Annotated in this window: 20 protein-coding genes; 18 read left to right on the top strand and 2 right to left on the bottom strand. The window is 64.4% G+C overall.

Features of this window, described 5'->3' with window-relative positions:
• The 16 genes from GSQ83_RS18545 to GSQ83_RS18470 all read left to right on the top strand — a co-directional run bounded on the left by GSQ83_RS18545 (position 1) and on the right by GSQ83_RS18470 (position 16,810).
• On the top strand, positions 1-1,512 hold the full coding sequence (locus GSQ83_RS18545; protein WP_158804381.1) for a sugar ABC transporter ATP-binding protein: 1,512 nt from the start codon (positions 1-3) through the stop codon (positions 1,510-1,512).
• Positions 1,512-2,546 (top strand): ABC transporter permease, encoded by a 1,035-nt coding sequence (locus tag GSQ83_RS18540; protein ID WP_158804380.1) that lies wholly within the window; start codon positions 1,512-1,514, stop codon positions 2,544-2,546. Before GSQ83_RS18545 ends, GSQ83_RS18540 begins: the two co-directional genes overlap by 1 nt.
• A 1-nt stretch (position 2,547) precedes the next feature.
• Positions 2,548-3,531: an ABC transporter permease gene (locus GSQ83_RS18535; RefSeq protein ID WP_158804379.1), complete on the top strand. Its 984-nt coding sequence runs from the start codon at positions 2,548-2,550 to the stop codon at positions 3,529-3,531.
• Positions 3,532-3,563: 32 nt separating this feature from the next.
• On the top strand, positions 3,564-4,535 hold the full coding sequence (locus tag GSQ83_RS18530) for a sugar ABC transporter substrate-binding protein (RefSeq protein ID WP_158804378.1): 972 nt from the start codon (positions 3,564-3,566) through the stop codon (positions 4,533-4,535).
• Positions 4,536-4,838: 303 nt separating this feature from the next.
• Entirely contained in the window at positions 4,839-5,987 is a 1,149-nt protein-coding gene (locus GSQ83_RS18525) for a branched-chain amino acid ABC transporter substrate-binding protein (protein ID WP_158804377.1), read from the top strand.
• A gap of 39 nt (positions 5,988-6,026) precedes the next feature.
• Positions 6,027-6,926: a branched-chain amino acid ABC transporter permease gene (locus GSQ83_RS18520; protein ID WP_158804376.1), complete on the top strand. Its 900-nt coding sequence runs from the start codon at positions 6,027-6,029 to the stop codon at positions 6,924-6,926.
• Entirely contained in the window at positions 6,927-8,747 is a 1,821-nt protein-coding gene (locus GSQ83_RS18515) for an ABC transporter permease subunit (protein ID WP_158804375.1), read from the top strand.
• Positions 8,744-9,469 (top strand): ABC transporter ATP-binding protein, encoded by a 726-nt coding sequence (locus GSQ83_RS18510; RefSeq protein WP_158804374.1) that lies wholly within the window; start codon positions 8,744-8,746, stop codon positions 9,467-9,469. Before GSQ83_RS18515 ends, GSQ83_RS18510 begins: the two co-directional genes overlap by 4 nt.
• A gap of 12 nt (positions 9,470-9,481) precedes the next feature.
• Positions 9,482-10,438, top strand: coding sequence for a pseudouridine-5'-phosphate glycosidase (locus GSQ83_RS18505; RefSeq protein WP_158804373.1), 957 nt, complete (start codon positions 9,482-9,484; stop codon positions 10,436-10,438).
• 3 nt (positions 10,439-10,441) lie between these two features.
• Positions 10,442-11,404 carry a carbohydrate kinase family protein gene (locus GSQ83_RS18500; protein ID WP_158804372.1) on the top strand — a complete coding sequence of 321 codons (963 nt, stop codon included), beginning with the start codon at positions 10,442-10,444 and terminating at the stop codon, positions 11,402-11,404.
• Between the two features lie 62 nt (positions 11,405-11,466).
• Positions 11,467-11,667: a DUF4089 domain-containing protein gene (locus GSQ83_RS18495; protein ID WP_158804371.1), complete on the top strand. Its 201-nt coding sequence runs from the start codon at positions 11,467-11,469 to the stop codon at positions 11,665-11,667.
• Positions 11,664-13,043 (top strand): AtzE family amidohydrolase, encoded by a 1,380-nt coding sequence (locus GSQ83_RS18490; protein WP_158804370.1) that lies wholly within the window; start codon positions 11,664-11,666, stop codon positions 13,041-13,043. Before GSQ83_RS18495 ends, GSQ83_RS18490 begins: the two co-directional genes overlap by 4 nt.
• An 11-nt stretch (positions 13,044-13,054) precedes the next feature.
• Entirely contained in the window at positions 13,055-13,438 is a 384-nt protein-coding gene (gene hpxZ, locus GSQ83_RS18485) for an oxalurate catabolism protein HpxZ (protein WP_158804369.1), read from the top strand.
• A 183-nt stretch (positions 13,439-13,621) separates the two neighbouring features.
• Complete coding sequence (gene hydA, locus GSQ83_RS18480; protein ID WP_158804368.1) at positions 13,622-15,088, top strand: dihydropyrimidinase; 1,467 nt, start codon at positions 13,622-13,624, stop codon at positions 15,086-15,088.
• Positions 15,085-15,504 carry a DUF3830 family protein gene (locus GSQ83_RS18475; protein ID WP_158804367.1) on the top strand — a complete coding sequence of 140 codons (420 nt, stop codon included), beginning with the start codon at positions 15,085-15,087 and terminating at the stop codon, positions 15,502-15,504. Before hydA ends, GSQ83_RS18475 begins: the two co-directional genes overlap by 4 nt.
• A 7-nt stretch (positions 15,505-15,511) precedes the next feature.
• A complete protein-coding gene (locus GSQ83_RS18470; RefSeq protein ID WP_254065778.1) occupies positions 15,512-16,810 on the top strand; it encodes an allantoate amidohydrolase in 1,299 nt (432 codons plus the stop codon).
• Between the two features lie 114 nt (positions 16,811-16,924).
• Here GSQ83_RS18470 and GSQ83_RS18465 read toward each other — a convergent pair whose 3' ends face one another.
• Positions 16,925-17,350 carry a GNAT family N-acetyltransferase gene (locus GSQ83_RS18465; protein WP_158804365.1) on the bottom strand — a complete coding sequence of 142 codons (426 nt, stop codon included), beginning with the start codon at positions 17,348-17,350 and terminating at the stop codon, positions 16,925-16,927.
• Positions 17,347-18,192, bottom strand: a complete 846-nt coding sequence (gene pucL, locus GSQ83_RS18460) for a factor-independent urate hydroxylase (RefSeq protein ID WP_158804364.1) — start codon at positions 18,190-18,192, stop codon at positions 17,347-17,349. Before pucL ends, GSQ83_RS18465 begins: the two co-directional genes overlap by 4 nt.
• Before the next feature lie 74 nt (positions 18,193-18,266).
• Between pucL and uraD the strand changes: the two genes are divergently transcribed.
• Both uraD and GSQ83_RS30905 read left to right on the top strand, forming a co-directional pair.
• Entirely contained in the window at positions 18,267-18,770 is a 504-nt protein-coding gene (gene uraD / locus GSQ83_RS18455) for a 2-oxo-4-hydroxy-4-carboxy-5-ureidoimidazoline decarboxylase (protein ID WP_174246687.1), read from the top strand.
• Positions 18,763-18,918: hydroxyisourate hydrolase (locus GSQ83_RS30905; protein WP_174246686.1), on the top strand; the 156-nt coding region annotated here is incomplete at its 3' end. The genes uraD and GSQ83_RS30905, both read left to right, overlap by 8 nt.

Raw genomic sequence — 18,918 nt, 5'->3', positions numbered from 1 at the left:
ATGACGGAGGAGGCGCTCGCGCTGCGCGATATCGTCAAGTCTTTCGGCGCGACGCGCGCGCTGGATGGGGCGAGCCTGGTTGTGCGGCGTGGCACCATTCATGGGCTGATCGGGCAGAACGGCGCGGGGAAATCGACGATCATCAAGATCCTCGGCGGTCTCTACCAGCTCGATGCCGGCCGCATCCTGATCCATGGCGAGGAACCCCGCAGCGTCACACCGCGTCTGGTGGAAGAACTCGGGGTCCATATCATCCACCAGGAAGCGCTTCTGGTGCCCGGCCTGACGGTGGCGGAAGCCTTGTTCCTGGGCAACGAGTTGCGCCATGGTCCGCTGCTGGCGCCGTTCTCCATGCGTCGCCGCGCCGAGGCGATCGTCCGGGAGACCTTCGGAGTCTCGCTTTCGGGCAATATGCTGATCAGCGAATTGAGCGCGGCGCAGCGGCAGATCGTGCAGATCACCCGCGCGCTTCTGAACAAGCCGCGCGTGCTGGTTTTCGATGAGCCCACGGCGGCGCTGGTGCGGCGGGAGGCCAATCGGCTTTTCGACATCATCCGGGGGCTGCGTGATGAAGGCACCTCGATCGTGTATATCTCGCATTACCTCGAAGAGGTTCGTGATCTCTGCGATGTGGTGACGATCCTTCGCAATGGGCGGGATGTCGCGACGGTCGATCCGCGCACGACGCCTATGGCGGAGATCGTGTCCCTCATGATCAACCGCGACATCCACGAGATGTTTCCCAAACAGGTGATACCCTGTGGCAAAGCCGCGCTGACGCTGCAATCGCTCGGCAAGGCGGGCGCTTATGAGGATGTCACGTTCACGCTGCATGCAGGCGAGATCCTTGGCCTGACGGGCCTTGTGGGCTCAGGTGCGAAGGAGGTTTTGCAGACGGCTTTCGGCCTTACGCGCCATGATCGCGGACAGATCCTGATCGGCGGAAAGCCGGCCAGGATTGGCTCGCCGGGGCGGGCTATCGCACGGCGGCTCGGGCTGGTGCCGGAGGATCGGCGGCATCAGGGTGTGGCGCTCGACATCTCGGTGCGCGAGAACATGACGCTCGCCAGCCTGCGCGGGCTGACGCGCTTCGGTCTGATCGATACGCGGCGGGAGCGGGGGCAGGTGATGAGCCTGATCGAGCGGCTGGGGATTAAGACGCCTGGGCCGGATGCGCGGCTGCGCGACCTCAGTGGCGGCAATCAGCAGAAGGTCGTGCTCGCCAAATGGCTGAGCGCCAAGTCTGATATCTATATCCTGGACGAGCCGACGGTTGCGATCGATGTCGCGGCGAAGGTCGAGATTTACCGGCTGCTGGGCGATCTAGTCGCGCAGGGGGCTGCTGTTCTGATCCTCTCCTCCGATCTCATGGAGTTGCAGGGTATCTGCGACCGCGTACTGGTGATGTATCGCGGGCGGATCGTGCGGCGGCTTGTCCCTGCGGAAACGACCGCCGACGAGATCCTGGCCGCCGCGACGGGAGCGCTGGCACCGCTCGACAAGGCCGCCTGATGGACGGGGCGATCGATCAGCGTCTCGGCGTCGCTCTCGCGACCGAGGATGCCGAGGCTGAGGTGCCGCCGCTGAAAAGAAACCGGCGGGGGGGCTTCGTTCGCTTTGCCGCCATCGGCGCTCTGCTCATCGTCTTTGTTGTCTTCGCGATCGCGGCGCCCGGCTTTCTCACGCGCGGCAATCTGACCAATGTGGTCGAGCAATCGACGGTGCTGGCGCTGCTCGCCTTCGGCATGAGCATCGTCATCATCGGTGGCGGAGGTGACGTTATCCGTGGCGGGATCGACCTTTCGCTCGGTGCCAATCTCGGCCTTTGCGCGGCGGTCTTTACGGTGGCCGTCAATGCCGGCTTGGGGGATGCGACCGCGACGGTGCTGACTTTTGCGGCGGGGGCTTCAGTTGGGCTCGTCAACGCTTTTGCGGTTGTCGGGCTCGGTATTCTGCCGTTGCTGGCGACCTTGGCGGTAATGAATATCTGCGCCGGGCTGGAACTGGTGCTCACACAGAATACGGTGCTGACGGCTAATTCCCCGCTGCTCGCCTATATCGCGGGTGCCACGCCGCTGGGCTTTTCGCTGACCGATTGGACTTTCCTGGGCACGGCGCTGCTGCTGCTGGTCGTGGTGCATGCGACGCCTTGGGGATTGCGGCTTCAGGCGGTCGGCGGGTCGGTGCAAGCAGCGCGGTCGGCCGGGTTGCGCGTGCCGCTTTATCTTGCGCTGAGCTATGTGTCGGCGGGTCTGCTGGTGGCGCTGGCAGCCATTGTGCAGGCGGCGCGGCTTTCCGGCAGTTCGCCGGGTTCGGGCGATATTCTTCTCTCCGTTGTGCTGACGAGCCTGATGAGCGCGGTGTTTTCGCGCCGGCTGCTGCCCTCGATCGGCGGCACGATCCTGAGCGTGTTGTTTATCGGCTGCCTCATCAACGGTTTCCAGCTTCTCAACGTGTCGAGCTACTGGGTGAATGGAGTGCAAGGCGTTTTGATCCTGCTCGTCGTGGCGGTTCGGTCCGTGTCGCGCCGCTCGGGAGAGGTGTGAGTTGTCAGCCAGTATCGCCGCCCCACGCTTCCGCGTCACGCAATTGGTGCGCTGGGTGACGCCTACCGCGCTGATCCTGCTTTTCGTCATCTTCGCCGTGGCCTCGCCGACCTTCAGGACGCCGGGAAACCTGCTGCATATCCTGGTGAACAACTTCACCCTTCCCGCGATTGTGGCGCTCGGCATGACGCTGGTGGTGTCGGCGGGAGGGATCGACCTCTCGGTTGGCACATCGGCGGATATCGCGGCGATGGTCGCGGTGACATTGATGTCTCTCGGCCATGGGCTGGCGCTTAGTCTCGCGGTGGGGCTCGGCGGTGCGCTCATGGTGGGCGTTGTCGATGCGGCGCTGATCACCGTGTTGGGCATTAGTCCGTTTCTGGCGACGCTCGGCGTGCTGTTCGTGGGCGAGAGCGTGCAGCAATTGGCGACCAATGGCGGCACGCCGATTTATCTTGTATCCAACTTCCCCGCGGCCGGTTTGGACGCGTTAGCTCATGGCACAGCGCTGGGTGTGCCGGCGCCGCTATGGATCGTGCTGGCGGCGGTGATCGTGGTGCAGGTGCTGCTGGGGCGCACGCCTTTTGGGCGACACGTCCGGGCGATCGGCGCGGCGCCGCAGGTGGCGCGCTATTCGGGCTTGCCCGTAAGGCGTGCCACGTGGCTGGTCTATCTGCTTTCGGCGCTGCTCTGCGGCGTCTCCGGACTGCTGCTGGCGGCGACCGTGAAGTCCTATGTGCCGCTCTCGGGCAACGCTTTTCTGCTTGATGCGATCGGTGCCGTTTTCGTGGGCACCACCATCAGCCGGGAGGCGAAGCCGAATGTTCTCGGGACGCTGATCGGGGTTTTCCTCTTTGGCATGCTGCATAACGGTTTGCTGCTGATCGGTTGGAATTTCTATTGGCAGCAGGTCGCGATCGGCCTGCTGGTCTTCGCGGTGCTCGGCGCGAGCTTCGCCACGCGGCGTCTTCAGGCCGCGGACTGAAATAACAAATCAATCAATCGGAGACCCTCGTCATGTCGTTCAAAGCTCGGATTCTCGCCGGACTTGTTTTTGCCTTCGGATTTGCCGCGACCACCGCCTATGCGGATGATGTGCCAAGCCTGAAGGGCAAGCGCATCGGCATCACCGTGATCGGCACGGAGCATTATTGGGACCTGAAAGCCTATCAGGGCCAGATGGATGAGGTGAAGCGGCTTGGCGGTACCGCGATCGCTCTCGATGGCGGGCGCAATGACAGTCGCCAGATTAGCCAGATCCAAACCCTGATCGCGCAGAAGCCCGATGTCATCATCGAGCAGCTTGGCAATGGGCCGGTGCTGCAGCCTTGGCTCAAGAAGGTTCGTGACGCGGGTATTCCGCTGTTCACCGTCGATACGATCTCGCCGCATAGCATCAACGATACGACCTCCGACAATTTCGGCATCGGCGAGAAGCTGGCTCTGCAATTGGCGAGCGACATTCACGGCAAGGGCAATATCCTCGTCTTCAACGGCTTCTACAGCGTGCCGGTCTGCGCCATTCGCTATGACGAGTTGAAGCTGGTGCTGAAGGCATTCCCAGACATCAAGATCATCACGCCGGAATTGCGGGACGTGATCCCCAATACCGTGCAGAACGCCTATAGCCAGGTCACCGACATGCTCTCGAAATATCCCAACAAGGGCGATATCGCGGCGGTGTGGTCGGCTTGGGATGTGCCCCAGGTTGGCGCGACCCAGGCGATTGTCGCGGCGAAGCGGCCAGAGGTGCGGACCTATGGCGTGGATGGCAGCCCGGACGTGGTGAAGATGGTGAAGGATCCGGCATCGCCGGCTTCCGCCGTGGCGGCTCAGCAACCCTATCTGATCGGCAAGACGGCGGTGGATAATGCCGCTCGCTACCTCGCCGGCAACCATGACCTGCCGCCCTATACCTTTGTCCCGTCGGTGCTCGTGACGAAAGAGAACGCGGCGGAGGCTGAGAAGGCACTCGGCCAGGCGAGCTAAACTAACTCACGGCGGCCGTCTTCGGGCGGCCGCGATCAGGACGCCCCGGGCCATCAGGCCAGGGGCGTTACTGGCTTCCCGGTAGGGCGCGGGTGATCGCCCTCTCATTTACTTCTTATAAGGATTTGGATGTTAACCAGCCTCGCCCGATCAAGGCGAGGTCGAAGCGGGTTCCACACGCGCTGGATGCGCCTTTGCCAGCCTGGCGGGAACTGTTGGCCTACCGATTGCATCTCGTGCCGGGGCGGGACTAAGACCGACCGGTAGCTGCCAAGATATCCGCCCCTCGTTACGGAGAATGCAATGATCAAACCGATCCTCTACGCCGCGCTCCCCCTGATGCTGGCCGGAGGAGCGACGGCGGCTTTTGCCGCGGATCCCATCAAGATCGGCGTCACGGCGCCGCTCTCGGGCAGCTATGCCGCGGCGGGCATCGATATCGTCGATGGCGGCAAGGTGGCCGCGGCCAAGATCAATGCGGCTGGCGGCGTGCTGGGCCGGCAGATCGTTTTGGTGCCTGAGGATGACGGGTGTGACGCGCAAATGGGCGCGCAGGCGGCGCAGAAGATCGCTGATGACGGCGTTGTCGCGGTTGCCGGTTCCTACTGCTCCGGCGCGGCGCTGCCAGAGGTGACGGCGCTGCATCGTGCGGGCATTGCCTACGTGCTGGATGGTGCGACCAATCCGAAGCTGACCGAACTGGGTCTCGACACCGTTTTCCGCACGATCGGGCGCGATGACGAGCAGGGGCCTTTCGCCGCGAATTACATTGCCAATTACCTGCACGCGAAAACCGCCGCGGTCATCGACGACAACACCACCTATTCCAAGGGTTTGGCCGACAATACTGTTGAGGCGCTGAAGAAGGACGGCGTGAACGTCGTCTATTACGATGCCATCACGCCTGGGCAGATGGACTACTCCGCCGTCTTGTCGCATGTCGCTTCACTACACCCCGATGTGATCGACTATACCGGTTACTTCGCGGAAGCCGGGCTGATCGCGAAGCAGGCGGCGGCGCTCCATATCAAAGCCAAGATGATGGGTGGCGACGCCACCAATGACCCGACCTTGATCAAGACGGCCGGACCCGGCGCCGAGGGCTGGACCTCGACCACCGCTCCGCTGCCGCAGTTCCTGAGCGGGGCGAAGGATTACGTGACCAACTACACCAAGGCCTATGGCAAGGCGCCGGGTCCTTACTCGGTTTACGAATATGACGCGGTGGCGGTGATCGCTCAGGCGATCGCTGATGCGAAGTCGGTCGATCCGGCGGCGATCACAGCGGCGCTGCACAAGATCAAGGACTTTCCGGGCATCACCGGCAACATCACCTTCAACGAGAAGGGTGACCGCGCGACCGCCGTCTATATCACCATCGACGTCAAGAACGGTGAGTTCGTCGCCGGCCAGAAGCTTGATGCCGATGGAAAATGGGTCGCGGTGCAGTAAGAACGCATTGATGCGACGCGGTCCCGGCGGCGTCGCATCATGAGCGAATTTCTCCAACTTCTGGTCGCGGGGCTTACGACCGGTTCGTTCTATGCGCTGATCGCTCTGGGCTACACGATGGTCTACGGCATCGTGCGGCTCATCAACTTCGCCCATGGCGACATCTTCATGGTTGGCGCCTTCTTGGGCTGGACAGTGCTGTCAGCCCTGGCGGCGATGCACATGCCCTGGGGCATCGCTTTGCTGCTGGCGGTGTTGCTGGCGATGGCGCTGACCGGCGGAATTGGTGTCGTCATCGAGCGTTTCGCGTATCAGCCATTGCTGTCGGCACCGCGCCTGTCGATTCTGATCACGGCTCTCGGCGTGTCTCTCGCGCTGGAAAATGGCGTGTTGCTGATCTATGGGCCGGGCTTCGAGACTTATCCGCATCTCGTCAGTACCGCGGGTTTCGTGATTGGTGGCGCGCAGATCAGCTACGTCCAGATCGGCATCATCTTTTGCAGCCTGGCGCTGATGGCGGCACTTTATCTGTTTGTGCATCGCACCTTCATGGGCACCGCGATGCGCGCCCTCGCGGTGGACCGGGATGCGGCGCGGCTGATGGGCATCGATGTCGAGCGCGTCATCCAGACGACCTTCTTCGTGGGCTCGGCGCTCGCTGCGGTGGCCGGTGTGATGGAGGGGCTGTACTACACCGAAATCAACTTCTTCATGGGCTTCATCGTCGGCCTGCGCGCCTTCACCGCTGCGGTTTTAGGCGGTATCGGCAATATTCCAGGCGCCATGGCGGGCGGGTTGATCATCGGCCTGCTGGAGGCATTCAGCGCCGGTTATGTTTCGTCGCGCTGGACCGACGTTATCGTTTTCGCGGTGCTCATCGGCACGCTCGTCATCAAGCCCACCGGGCTCTTTGGCGAGCGCGTCGTGGAGCGGATGTAGGTGGCGGCGGCCGCCCGTTTTCCGGTAGCGCCACTCGTCATTGGCGCGCTCGTTTTGGCGGCGGCTTTGCCGCTGGTGTCGAGCAATTACGTCATCGATGTCGGGCTGACGGTCGTGACTTATGCGATCCTGGCGCTCGGGCTCAATATCGTTGTGGGCTACGCGGGGCTGCTCGATCTCGGCTATGCGGCGTTTTTCGCCATCGGTGCCTACACGACGGCGCTGCTGGAGACGCTGCTGCATCTGAATTTTTGGGAGACGATTCCTTTCAGCATGCTGCTGGCGGGAGTCTCCGGCGTCATCATCGGATTCCCGACGCTCCGGCTGCGCAGCGACTATCTGGCGATCGTGACTCTGGGGTTCGGGGAGATCGTAAGGATCATCGCGACCAACCTCGACATTACCGGTGGCCCCAACGGGCTGTACGGCATCAATCCCGCGCGGCTATTCGGGCATGACATAACATCGCCCAAAGCGGTGTACGAGCTGGGGATCGCGTTCCTGGTCGTCGTGCTGGTCTTCGTCATTCGCCTCGGGCGCTCACGCCTGGGCCGGGCCTGGACCAGTCTGCGCGAGGATGAGTCCGCGGCCGAGGCCGTGGGCGTGCCGACGCTTCGGGTCAAGATGCTGGCCTATGTCATGGGCGCGGTCATCGGCGGCCTCGGCGGCAGCCTCTTCGCGGCGCGGTTCGGGGCGATCGACCCGACTTCCTTCACCTATGCGCAGTCGGTGACGATCCTGATCATCGTGGTGCTTGGCGGTCGCGGCAGCCTGCCCGGTGTGATTCTTGGCGCCATCATCGTTGCGGGCCTGCCGGAGGCGCTGCGGTTCATCCATCTGTGGCGCGAATTCGCCTTCGCGATTGCGCTCATCCTGCTCATGCTCGTGCGGCCCCAAGGACTGTGGCCGGCACGGCTGCGTCACATCGCGGCGCCCTCCGCCACAGCCGCCCATGCGGTTCCCGAGGCGGAGCCGTCGGCGCTGGTGGCCGATGAGGCAGGGGATGTACCGGCGCCTCATCGCGGCACTTTGCTGGAGGTGCGCGGCATCAGCCGCATCTTCGGCGGGCTGCGCGCCGTCAGCGATGTCAGCTTTTCCGTGCGGCAGGGCGAGATCCTCAGCATCATCGGACCTAACGGCGCCGGTAAGACCACGGTCTTCAATTGCCTGACCGGCGTGCTGCAACCCAACGAGGGGTCGATCCTTTGGGGCGGCGCCTCGCTGGTCGGGCTGGCGCCGCATCGTGTGGTGGCGCTGGGACTGGCGCGAACCTTCCAGGGCATCCGGCTGTTCGACGACATGACGGTGTTCGAGAATGCGCTGGTCGGCATGGATCACCGCTACCGAGTGCCGCTGGTCACCGAGATGCTGGCGCTCAGTGGCGCGCGGCGGGAGGCTGGCCGGCACTATGCCGCCTGCCGGAACTGGCTGGAGTTCGTCGGTCTCGCGGATCAGGCCGGGATGCGGGCCGGCGATCTTCCTTACGGCGACCAGCGCCGGCTTGAGATCGCGCGGGCGCTGGCGGGTCAGCCGCGTCTTCTGCTGCTCGACGAGCCGGCGGCGGGGATGAATCCGACCGAGAAACAGTCGCTCATGGGCCTCATCCGCCGCATTCGCGATCTTGGCACTACGGTGCTGCTGATCGAGCACGACATGCTGCTGGTCATGGGCGTCTCCGACCGCATCATCGTCATGGATCGCGGCGGTGTCATTGCCGAGGGTCGGCCGGCGGAGATCCAGGCCAATCCCCGCGTCATCGCGGCCTATCTCGGCACCGAGGAGGACGACGAGGACGTCGGCGCGCTTGGGGCTGTGGCATGAGCCTTCTCGTCGTCGAGGGGCTGCGCGTCGGCTACGGCAAGGTCGAGGTACTGCACGGCATCGACCTGACTGTGGCGCCCGGCGAGATCGTGGCGCTGCTCGGCAGCAATGGCGCGGGCAAGACCACCACGCTGCGGGCGCTGTCGGGGCTGGAGCCGGTGCGGGGCGGAAAAGTGGTGCTGGGGGGTGAAAGCCTCAACGGGGTCAAGGCGCATCGCATCACGGCGCTCGGCCTGGCCCATGTGCCGGAGCGGCGCAGGCTGTTCAGCCCGCTCACGGTTGAGGAGAATTTGCGGCTTGGCGGCTACCTGATCCGCGACCAGGCGGCGGAGTTGAAGCGGCGGATGGAGACGATGTATGCGCTCTTCCCGCGACTGGCGGAGCGGCGGTTGCAGCTTGCGGGGACGCTCTCCGGCGGCGAGCAGCAGATGGTGGCGATCGCTCGCGCCTTGGTTTTGCAGCCGCGCCTGCTCGTGCTGGACGAGCCGTCCATGGGTCTCGCCCCGCTGATCGTGCGGTCGATCTTCGGCATCGTGAAGCGGTTGCGCGACGAGGGGATGGCGGTGCTGCTGGTGGAGCAGAATGCGCGGCAAACCTTACGCATCGCGGACCGCGCCTATGTCCTCGAAAGCGGGTCCATCCTGATCCATGGCGCGGCTGCCGATCTCGCGCTGGACCCTCGCGTTCAGGCCGCTTATCTCGGTGGCGCCGCTGCTGCCTAGATAGGAGATGAGATGGCCGCCGAGAGCTTGCTGTCGATCGCGCCGGAGGTCAGCGAGGCGCTTGCCAAGGGTCGTCCTGTCGTGGCGCTGGAATCGACGATCATCACCCATGGCATGCCGTTTCCGCAGAACCTCGTGATGGCCCGAGCGGTGGAGCAGGTCGTGCGCGACCATGGCGCGCTGCCGGCGACGATCGCCATGATGGATGGCCGGTTGATGGTCGGCCTGGACGCGGTGGCGCTGGAGCGGCTTGCGGCGGAAGGGCATTCGGCGGCGAAGGCGTCTCGGCGCGACATCGCGGCGCTTTTGCTTACGGGGCGGCTGGCGGGAACCACGGTCGCGGCGACGATGCATATCGCGGCGATGGCGGGGATTTCCGTCTTTGCAACTGGCGGGATTGGTGGGGTGCATCGCGGCGCTGAGGAGACTTTCGACGTCTCAGCGGATCTGGCGGCCCTCGGCTCGATTCCGGTGGCTGTTGTTTGCGCCGGGGCAAAGTCGATCCTCGATATCGGCAAGACGCTTGAGATGCTGGAGAGTCTTGGCGTTCCGGTGATCGGCTACGGCACGGATGAGTTTCCGGCGTTTTTCGCGCGGACGAGTGGCTATCCGGTCGATCACCGTCTCGATACGCCAGGCGAGGTCGCGGGGGTGATCGCGATGAACCGGCAGCTCGGAATGGGTGGCGGAATGGTGGTCGCCAATCCGATCCCGCACGGGCATGGCTTGGATGCGGCCGCAATCGAGGCGCGGATCGCCGAAGCGGTCGCACAGGCTGAGGCCTCGGGCGTCAATCGCAAGGCGCTGACGCCATTCCTGTTGCAGCGCATCTTCGAGCTTACCGATGGCAAGAGCCTCGAGGCGAATATCGCGCTCGTTAAGAACAACGCGGCGGTCGCGGCGGAGATAGCGGTCGCGCTGGTGGCGATCACGGCCGCTGAAGCTTCGGGTGCGGGCGGAGCGAGCTAGCGAATGGGCGCCCAAGGCGCTCCTTTTCCGCGGCGAGTTTTGGTCGTGGGGGATGTGATGACAGACGTCATCGTCAGGGCCGAAGGACCTTTGATCGTGGGTTCGGACCGGCGGGCGGCGATCCGTTCGATGCCGGGAGGTTCGGGCGCCAATCAGGCGGCGTGGCTAAATCATTTCGGTGTTGCGGTTAGCTTTGCCGGGAGAGTCGGCGAGGGTGATATCGCTGCCCAGCGGCTGGCGATGGAGGCGTTGGGAATTTCTCCGTTTCTAGGGGCCGATCCGGTGCGGCCGACTGGAACCCTGGTGGCTCTGGTGGACCCGACGGGTGAGCGCAGCTTCTTTACCGATCGCGGTGCGAATGACGGACTCTGCGTCGAGGACTTGCCTGATGCGCTACTCGATGGTGCCGATCTGCTGCAGGTCTCCGGCTATGCCTTGATCACACCCAGTCCCAGAAGCGCCGTTCTCAATCTTATGGCTCGGGCGCGGGCGCGCAGGGTTAAGGTGACGGTCGATCCTGGTTCAGTGTCTTTCATCGAGGAGGTGGGGGCCGCGAATTTTCTGAGCTGGACGCGAGGCGCTTCGATTTGCTTTCCCAACAGCGAGGAGGCCGCACTCCTCGCCGGCACGCCCGATCGGGAGGAGCAATTTGCGATCCTGGGCAAATACTACGAGCTGGTGGTCATCAAGCTTGGGAACGCGGGGGCGATTGCGGGAGGTCTGATGCGGGATCGCTGGGCTCAACCGGCGCCGACTGTCGAGGTTCTCGATACCACGGGCGCGGGGGATGCTTTTCTCGCCGGGTATCTCTCGGAACATCTCGGCGGTGGTGCGATCGAGCGCTGCCTGTCGCGTGGGGTCGAGGCAGGCGCTTCCGCGGCGGTGATCATGGGCGGCCAACCGGTTTCAGCACTCGGTGGTGGGCTTGGTGACGCGTCTGCGATAGCCTCGGCGCGGGAAATATGATTCGCTCGTTTCCTACCCGAGTGATGGCTCGCTGGCTTTGACATCCGCAGGAGCGCCGCCGCATGCAATCGACAATACCAGCCTCCGACGAAGCGCTGCTGGCGCATGGGCGGGAAACGGCGCGCGGAATCGGCCTCGACATTCCGGAAAGCTGCGCGCCGGGGGTTGTGATTAATCTCAAGACCCTCCAGCAGCATATCGATCGGCTCATGGCGCTTGACCTTTCGGAAAGCGTGGAGCCCGCGCCGGTGTTCCGGCCTTGAGCGCGGCTGTTCGCGATGCGGTGTCGGTGGCGAAGGCGGTGCGCGACGGAACGCTGCGCGCCGAGACGGTGGCGCGGGACGCTTTGGCCGAAATCGCGTCCCGCGATGCTGCGCTGAATTGCTTCACGGCGGTGCTCGAACAGCGCGCGCTCAAGGATGCGCGCGCGGTGGATGAGGCGGTCGCAGCGGGGCGTGATCCTGGTCCCTTGGCGGGCGTGCCATTCGCGGTGAAGAACCTTTTCGACGTCGCGGATCTCACGACGGTCGCCGGCTCCCTCATCCTGCGCGACCGGCCGCCGGCGACCTCGGATGGGGCATTGGTGCGCCAGATGCGGCAAGCGGGCGCGGTGCTCGTCGGCGCGACCAATATGGACGAGTTCGCCTATGGCTTCGTGACCGAGAACTCCCATGACGGGACGACGCACAATCCCCACGCGCTGGAGCATGTAGCGGGCGGATCATCGGGCGGATCAGCGGCGGCGGTGGCGGCAGGGCTGGTTCCGCTTTCGCTCGGCACGGACACCAATGGGTCGATCCGGGTGCCCGCGAGCTTTTGCGGCATTTTTGGTCTGAAGCCGACCTATGGTCGCCTGTCGCGGGCCGGAAGCTTCCCCTTTGTCGGCAGTTTCGACCATGTCGGCCCCTTCGCCCGGACGGTGGCCGATCTGTCGCTCTGCTACGACGCTTTGCAGACAGGCCACGATCCAGCTGACCCCGGCTCCGCCGACCGTCCGATCGAGCCGACCCTGGCGGAGCTTGAGTCCTCGATCGATGGCCTGCGGTGCAAGGTGCTAGGCGGCTGGTTCATGTCTGGCGCTTCGGCGGAGATGCTGGCGGCGCTTGGCCGTGTGGCGGAAGCGCTCGGCGCCGCCAGGGAGGTCGAGCTGTCGGGCGCGGAGACGGCACGATCGGCGGCGTTCGTGATAACGGCGAGTGAAGGCGGCAACCTGCATCTTCCCGATCTGCGCCGCCGGCCAGACGACTTTGACCCGGCGACACGTGACCGTCTGATGGCGGGCACGCTGGTTCCGGCGACGGCGGTGCTGCAGGCCCAGCGCTTTCGGAGCCTGTTCCGCGCTCAGGTCGCGGCGATCTTCGAGGAGACCGATATTCTGTTGGCGCCGGCGACGCCGTTCTCGGCCCCACGGATCGGGCAGGCAATGATGGTGCTGAACGGCGTCGAGATACCGGCGCGGCCGAATATCGGCCTCTATACGCAGCCGCTGAGTTTCATCGGCCTGCCGATCGTCACGGTGCCTGTCGTGACTGAAGGCTTGCCGCTGGGCGTGCAGGTCATCGCGCCGCCTTGGCGGGAGGGTTTGGCGCTACGGGTCGCGCACAACCTGGAGCGCGCCGGGGTGGTTCGCGCCAAATGACCGAGGGGGAAATGAAGATCAACGATCCCGAGACGCTCGCGGCGGTGACGGCGGCCTGTGATCAGTACGAAGCGGCCCTGATGGCGAACGATCTCGCGACCCTCGACGCGCTGTTCTGGGATTCGCCGATGACCCTTCGCTATGGAGTTGGTGAGAATCTCTATGGCACGGCGGAGATTCAGGCGTTCCGGCGAGGCCGGGTTGGCGGCTCGCCGCCGCGCAAGGTGCTGAGGCGCGAGATCGCCTGTTACGGCGATGCTTTTGCCACCTGCAATCTCGAGTTCCGGCGGGCGGGCAGCACTCAAGTAGGCCGCCAGAGTCAGAGCTGGATCCTCACTGCGGGCGGCTGGAAGATTACCGCGGCTCATGTGTCGCTGATGACTGAGTCGCGCTGACTTCGCTACGCCATGCAGGTCGATTGTGCCCGGATGCTGGGCGCGAGACGCCGGAACCCGGACCGCGCCTGCGATCTAGAGCTTGCCCAGCCACCGGCCGCGCCGCATTCTCGGCCGCAGCAATTCATCGCAAGGGCGGGTTCCATCGCATGAGAGTTGATCGTCACCTTGGATGCCCCGACTGTGGCTGATTATAATCTCGTCGTGCGGGGAGGCACGGTCGTCACTGCCTCAGACGCTTATCGCGCCGATGTCGGCATCATCGGCGAACGCATCGCGGCGGTTGGGGAAAACCTTCAAGGCGAGCGGTCGGTCGATGCCGGCGGGCTGCTGGTGATGCCGGGCGGCGTGGATACCCATTGCCACATCGCGCAGCTAAGGCCCGAGGGCGGCACGGATGAGGAGAGCTTCACCACCGGCAGCGCGGCTGCACTTCTTGGTGGCACGACCACGGCTATCTCCTTCTCTACGCAGTTCAAGGGCCAGCCGATCCGCGACACGCTCAACGAGTACCGGGAACTCGCGCGGGCATCGGCCATCGACTACAGTTTCCACCAGATCATTTCGGACCCGACCGATGAGGTTCTCGCGGAAATTCCCGGTCTGGTCGAGGCGGGTATCCGCAGCCTGAAGGTCTTTCTGACTTACGACACGGTGCATCTTGACGATCGACAGTATCTACAGGTGCTGTCCGTAGCGCGCCGCACGGGCGCGCTGGTCACGGTGCATTGCGAGAATTACGACGCGATCGACTGGCGCGCTCGCGCGCTGTTGGCGGACGGCCGTACCGCGCCGAAGTATCACGCCTGGTCGAGGCCAGAGATTGTGGAGCGCGAAGCGACTTATCGCGCCATCGCTTTGGCCGAGCTGGTCGATCAGCCGATCCAGATTTTCCATGTCTCCTCCGCAGGGGTCGCGAAGGAAATCGCGCGCGCGCAGGCCCGTGGCGTGAAGGTTTGGGCCGAGACCTGCCCGCAATACCTCACGCTGACGGCCGCCGATATGGACCGCCCTGGCTTCGAGGGGGCGAAATACATGTGCAGCCCGTCTCCGCGTGATGTTCAGGCGCAGGAGGGCCTGTGGGATACCATTCGTCGCGGCACGATCGACGTGGTTTCCTCGGACCATAGTGGCTTTTCGTATCACGGTGATCTCGGCAAACGCAGCAATGGCGAGGACGCGCCTTTCACCAATATCCCCAATGGGCTTCCAGGCTTGGCAACGCGGCTGCCCTTGTTGTTCAGCGAGGGTGTTGCGAAGGGGCGCATCGATGTGACGGATTTCGTGCGGCTCGTCGCGAGCCAGCCGGCACGGATCTTTGGCCTAACGCGCAAGGGGCGCATCGCACCGGGCGCCGATGCCGATATCCTGCTCTGGGATCCGACGCGTAAAGTCAAGATCACCAACGATAAGCTCGGCCATGCCATTGACCACACGCCCTATGAGGGGATGGAGGTCACTGGCTGGGCCGAAGCGGTATTTCTGCGCGGTCAGCTTGCGATGCAATCCGGCAAGGTCGTGGCGGCGCCGGGCAGCGGCAAGTTCCTCGCGCGCGATGCCTATGATCTCATCAAGCCGACCGGCCGGCTGGCGGATGGCTTCGATGCGGCGGCGATGGCGGTCGGCCCGTCGGGGAAGCGGCTTGTATGAGCTTGATCCGCATCACGGCTGGCGATTTCAGTTTCGTCGCGCGTTTCGAGGAGACGGCGGCGCCTAAGACCGTCGCTGCGTTTCGCGGCATGCTGCCCTATCGGGAATCCCTCATCCATGTTCGCTGGAGCGGCGAGGCGTGCTGGATTCCGATGGGCGATTATGATCTCGGCCTCGGGCCGGAGAATGCGACGAGCTATCCCGCGCCGGGTCATGTGATTCTCTATCCCGGCGGCGTGAGCGAGACGGAGATTTTGATTGCCTATGGTCCTTGCTGCTTCGCCAGCAAAGCCGGGCAGCTTGCGGGCAACCACTTCCTGACCATTCCGGATGGGCTTGAGGATCTCGCCAGCTTGGGGCGGCTTACTCTGCGGAAGGGCGCGCAGCCGATTACCTTCGCCGTTGCGGAGGGCTGAACGGACGGTGCAGGACGCGCGGGTCGCGGAGATTGGCGCGGCGCTGATGGCGCGGCTCGATGCGCTTGCACGGTTCACGGACGAACCCGGTCGGCTGACGCGCTTCTACCTTACTCCCGCTCATCGAGCCGCGGCCGATCAATTGCGCGGCTGGATGGAAGAGGCGGGGCTGACAAGCGAGATCGACGCGATCGGCAATGTCGTTGGCCGCGCGGGAGTGGTTTCGGATCGGCCGCTCCTGATCCTCGGTTCCCATATCGACACGGTTCGCGATGCCGGCCGCTACGATGGCGCGCTTGGTGTGCTGGGCGCGATCGCCGCCGTCGAGGAGTTGCGGCGGCGCGGTGCGGCGCTGCCGTTCGACGTCGAGGTCATTGCCTTTGGCGATGAGGAGGGCGCCCGTTTCCCGGCTACGCTCTCAGGCTCGCGCGCTGTCGCGGGTAGCTTCGATCTGGCGACGCTCGATGTTGTCGATGCTGAAGGTGTCAGCCTGCGACAGGCGCTGGAGGCGTTCGGCTGCGATCCGGCCGACATTCGGGCTCTCTCGCGACGGGGGCGGCGTGTGGTCGGCTACCTCGAATTGCATATCGAGCAGGGGCCGGTGCTGGAGGCCGAGGGCCTGCCTGTGGGTGTCGTCACCGCCATCGCTGGCGCCGTGCGCGTGACCGCAACATTGCGAGGGGTAGCGGGTCATGCGGGCACCGTGCCGATGGCGATGCGGCGTGACGCGTTGACTGCCGCCGCCGAGTTGGTGCTGGCGGTGGAAGAAGCGGCTCAGGTGAATGGCGGCGGTCTGGTCGCGACTGTTGGGCAACTGACCCTGCGTCCTGGGGCCTCAAACAGCATTCCGGGCGAGGTTGTGCTGAGTATCGACCTGCGGGCTGAACGCGATCACGTGCGGGACGCGGCGCTGCACCTTATCGAGACGGCGGCTCGCGCCATTGCCGCGACGCGCCAAGTCATGGTCGAATTGCGCGCAACCTATGAAGCACCGGCTGTCCAGTGCGATGCGGGTTTGCAAGCGATCTTGGCCAGAGCCGTCACGGCCTTTGGCTTGCCGGTGTGTCATTTGCAGAGCGGTGCGGGGCATGATGCTTTGGTGATGGGTCCGCTGGGCCGCATTGGCATGCTCTTCACGCGGTGTCGCGGGGGTGTGAGCCATACGCCTGCGGAGAGCATCACGTTGGAGGATGCGGGCGTCTCGGTGATGGTGCTTTGCTCCGCGATCGAGATGCTGGCGGACGACGAATCGTTTTGGGTTGAGCCCGAAAGTCCGCACGGCGGGGGCGCATCACATGTCTCGTAGTCTACGGCCTGATCCCAATCGTCACGGGAACTATTCTCCGACGTTATCCTCGGCCTTCGCCGAGCATGACGGGTCATCCGCAAAGCTGGTCAGCATCTTTGGTTCTTCGTGCGCTCAATGCTCGCGGCGGTACCAGAATGTGTGGGGTACCCGCGCCATCCCGGCGCGTTCATAGAAGCCCACAGCCTCGGGCACGGAAATGAGGATCAGGGTGACAGCGGGGCCGAGTTGCCGCCGCGCTTCGTCCAGCAGCCCCTTGCCGATGCCCAAGCCTTGCGCCGAAGGGGCGATCGCCAATTCCGAAAGGTAGCAGCACCAGGCGAAATCGGTGATGCAGCGGGCGACGCCCACCAAGGCATTGCCGGGTTCGTCCACCCGCGCCGTGAGGATCATGTCAGCGGCGGTCAGCATCGCGGCCAATCGAGGCTCATCCCCAACCGGGCGTGTCGATCCCAGCCCAGATTCGACCAGGAGGCGGCGAAACTCGAATATGGTCAGGCCGGGCTCGCGGGCGTAGATTACGCGGCGGTGTTCAGTCACGGCTGGCCTCGCCCCACGACGCATTCGATCTGCCCATGCGGCTCGTCCGTCGGGATAAACACCGCATTGTCGGCTGTCATGCCGAAGGGTGCCAGATTTACGGGCAAATAGTGCTTGTTGGGACAGGCCATGCTGATGGTCGCAAGCTCAGGGACCTCGGCCAGCGCGGCCTCGCCCATGCGATAGAGGCTATCCTGCACGCTATGGCTATAGGTTGTGCCGAAGACCTGCAGCATTGTCGCGAGAATACGCGCGTTCGCGTCGTCATAGCTCTCTGGGGCGGCGGACCAGGACCAGTGCGCGTCCATCGCCGTCGCGCAAAGCCGGTCGCTCGTATCCGGTAGCGTCGTATAGGCGTCGCGGTGGAAATCGGCCCAGCCGGATTGCGTGGACTTCATGAAGGTATAGCCTTCGATGCCGGAGCGAATGGTCGTGCCGTCCTGTGTCATGGCGACTTCGGCGAACGGCTTGCCGTTGGCGTCGAGCACAAAGTTGTGGTCATGCGGCTGGCCCGCGAAAGAGGCCCGGCGCCACTTGGTTTCGTGCATCGTGACCGTCGCCCGCTCCACCTGCGGATAGAGGTCCAGGAAGCGCATCGCGAGTTTTTGGCCGAAGATCTCGGCCTCCGCGTCCAGCGCCTCGCGGGCGACGACATAGGTGAGGTTCTTCACGGTGTCGGTCGCGATCGAGAGGCGGTTGTCGGCTTCGGTGTAGGAGGGGCCGAAGTCACCCTCCAGCATCGCCTGTACGGAAAGCTCGCGAACGCCGTGATGGGGGCCATCGCGATGCACGCGCATCACCCGCACGCGGCTTTTGCCGTAGGTGTTCCGGATCATGGTCATGCGGCGGTCTTCCTTTCGCGATGGTCTCGGTTGATGCCGGGCGCGGGTTGGGCGATGGTCCTGGTATGACCGGAATGAAGATCACGCTCGATACAGTCAATACACTCGACGAGAGCGCCTTTACCGAGCGCTTCGGGCGGGTCTTCGAGCACTCACCCTGGATCGCGCTAGGCGCCTGGCAGGCAAGGCCCTTTGCGAGCCTCGATGCCTTGCAAGCCGCGATGATGGCTGTCCTTGCCGCCGCCGGAACCGAAGCCGAGGTGGCACTACTGCGGGCACATCCGGAACTCGCGAAGCCAGCGAAGCTGACGGCGGCTTCGGCCTCCGAGCAAGCAGCGGCAGGGTTGGATCGGCTGGCGGGTGACCGGGCCACGGAGTTCATGGCGCTCAATCGCGCTTATCGGGACCGTTTCGGTTTTCCCTTCATCATCGCCGTGCGCGGCCAGCGTGATCCAGAGGCAATCGAGGCGGCACTGCGCCAACGCCTTACGCAGTCGCCTGAAAGCGAACACGTGACGGCACTTCGCGAGGTCGCGCGCATTGCGCGGTTCCGGCTGGAGGACATCGTGAATGACTGACTCTCGGCGTCGTCTTACCGTGCATGTACTCGATATGGCGCGAGGGCTACCCGCTGCCGGCATGGCGCTGAATCTCAACCGCGACGGCGAAGTCCTTGCGCGGCGCGTGACCAATGCCGATGGCCGATGTGATAGTCCGCTGCTGGAG

It is taken from the genome of Acidisoma sp. L85 (assembly GCF_009765865.1).
GTDB lineage: Bacteria > Pseudomonadota > Alphaproteobacteria > Acetobacterales > Acetobacteraceae > Acidisoma.
The sequence above is the reverse complement of the archived record's forward strand: the minus strand, read 5'-3'. Positions and strand labels throughout refer to the sequence as shown.

Excerpts from the sequence above, each read along its gene's own strand:
- GSQ83_RS18505 (WP_158804373.1), top strand. The coding sequence starts at position 9,482 with ATGGCCGCCGAGAGCTTGCTGTCGATCGCGCCGGAGGTCAGCGAGGCG.
- uraD (WP_174246687.1), top strand. The coding sequence starts at position 18,267 with ATGAAGATCACGCTCGATACAGTCAATACACTCGACGAGAGCGCCTTT.
- GSQ83_RS18545 (WP_158804381.1), top strand. The coding sequence starts at position 1 with ATGACGGAGGAGGCGCTCGCGCTGCGCGATATCGTCAAGTCTTTCGGC.
- GSQ83_RS18500 (WP_158804372.1), top strand. The coding sequence starts at position 10,442 with ATGGGCGCCCAAGGCGCTCCTTTTCCGCGGCGAGTTTTGGTCGTGGGG.
- GSQ83_RS18520 (WP_158804376.1), top strand. The coding sequence starts at position 6,027 with ATGAGCGAATTTCTCCAACTTCTGGTCGCGGGGCTTACGACCGGTTCG.
- GSQ83_RS18495 (WP_158804371.1), top strand. The coding sequence starts at position 11,467 with ATGCAATCGACAATACCAGCCTCCGACGAAGCGCTGCTGGCGCATGGG.
- pucL (WP_158804364.1), bottom strand. The coding sequence starts at position 18,192 with ATGACCATGATCCGGAACACCTACGGCAAAAGCCGCGTGCGGGTGATG.
- GSQ83_RS18540 (WP_158804380.1), top strand. The coding sequence starts at position 1,512 with ATGGACGGGGCGATCGATCAGCGTCTCGGCGTCGCTCTCGCGACCGAG.
- GSQ83_RS18510 (WP_158804374.1), top strand. The coding sequence starts at position 8,744 with ATGAGCCTTCTCGTCGTCGAGGGGCTGCGCGTCGGCTACGGCAAGGTC.
- GSQ83_RS18475 (WP_158804367.1), top strand. The coding sequence starts at position 15,085 with ATGAGCTTGATCCGCATCACGGCTGGCGATTTCAGTTTCGTCGCGCGT.
- GSQ83_RS18525 (WP_158804377.1), top strand. The coding sequence starts at position 4,839 with ATGATCAAACCGATCCTCTACGCCGCGCTCCCCCTGATGCTGGCCGGA.
- GSQ83_RS18530 (WP_158804378.1), top strand. The coding sequence starts at position 3,564 with ATGTCGTTCAAAGCTCGGATTCTCGCCGGACTTGTTTTTGCCTTCGGA.
- hpxZ (WP_158804369.1), top strand. The coding sequence starts at position 13,055 with ATGAAGATCAACGATCCCGAGACGCTCGCGGCGGTGACGGCGGCCTGT.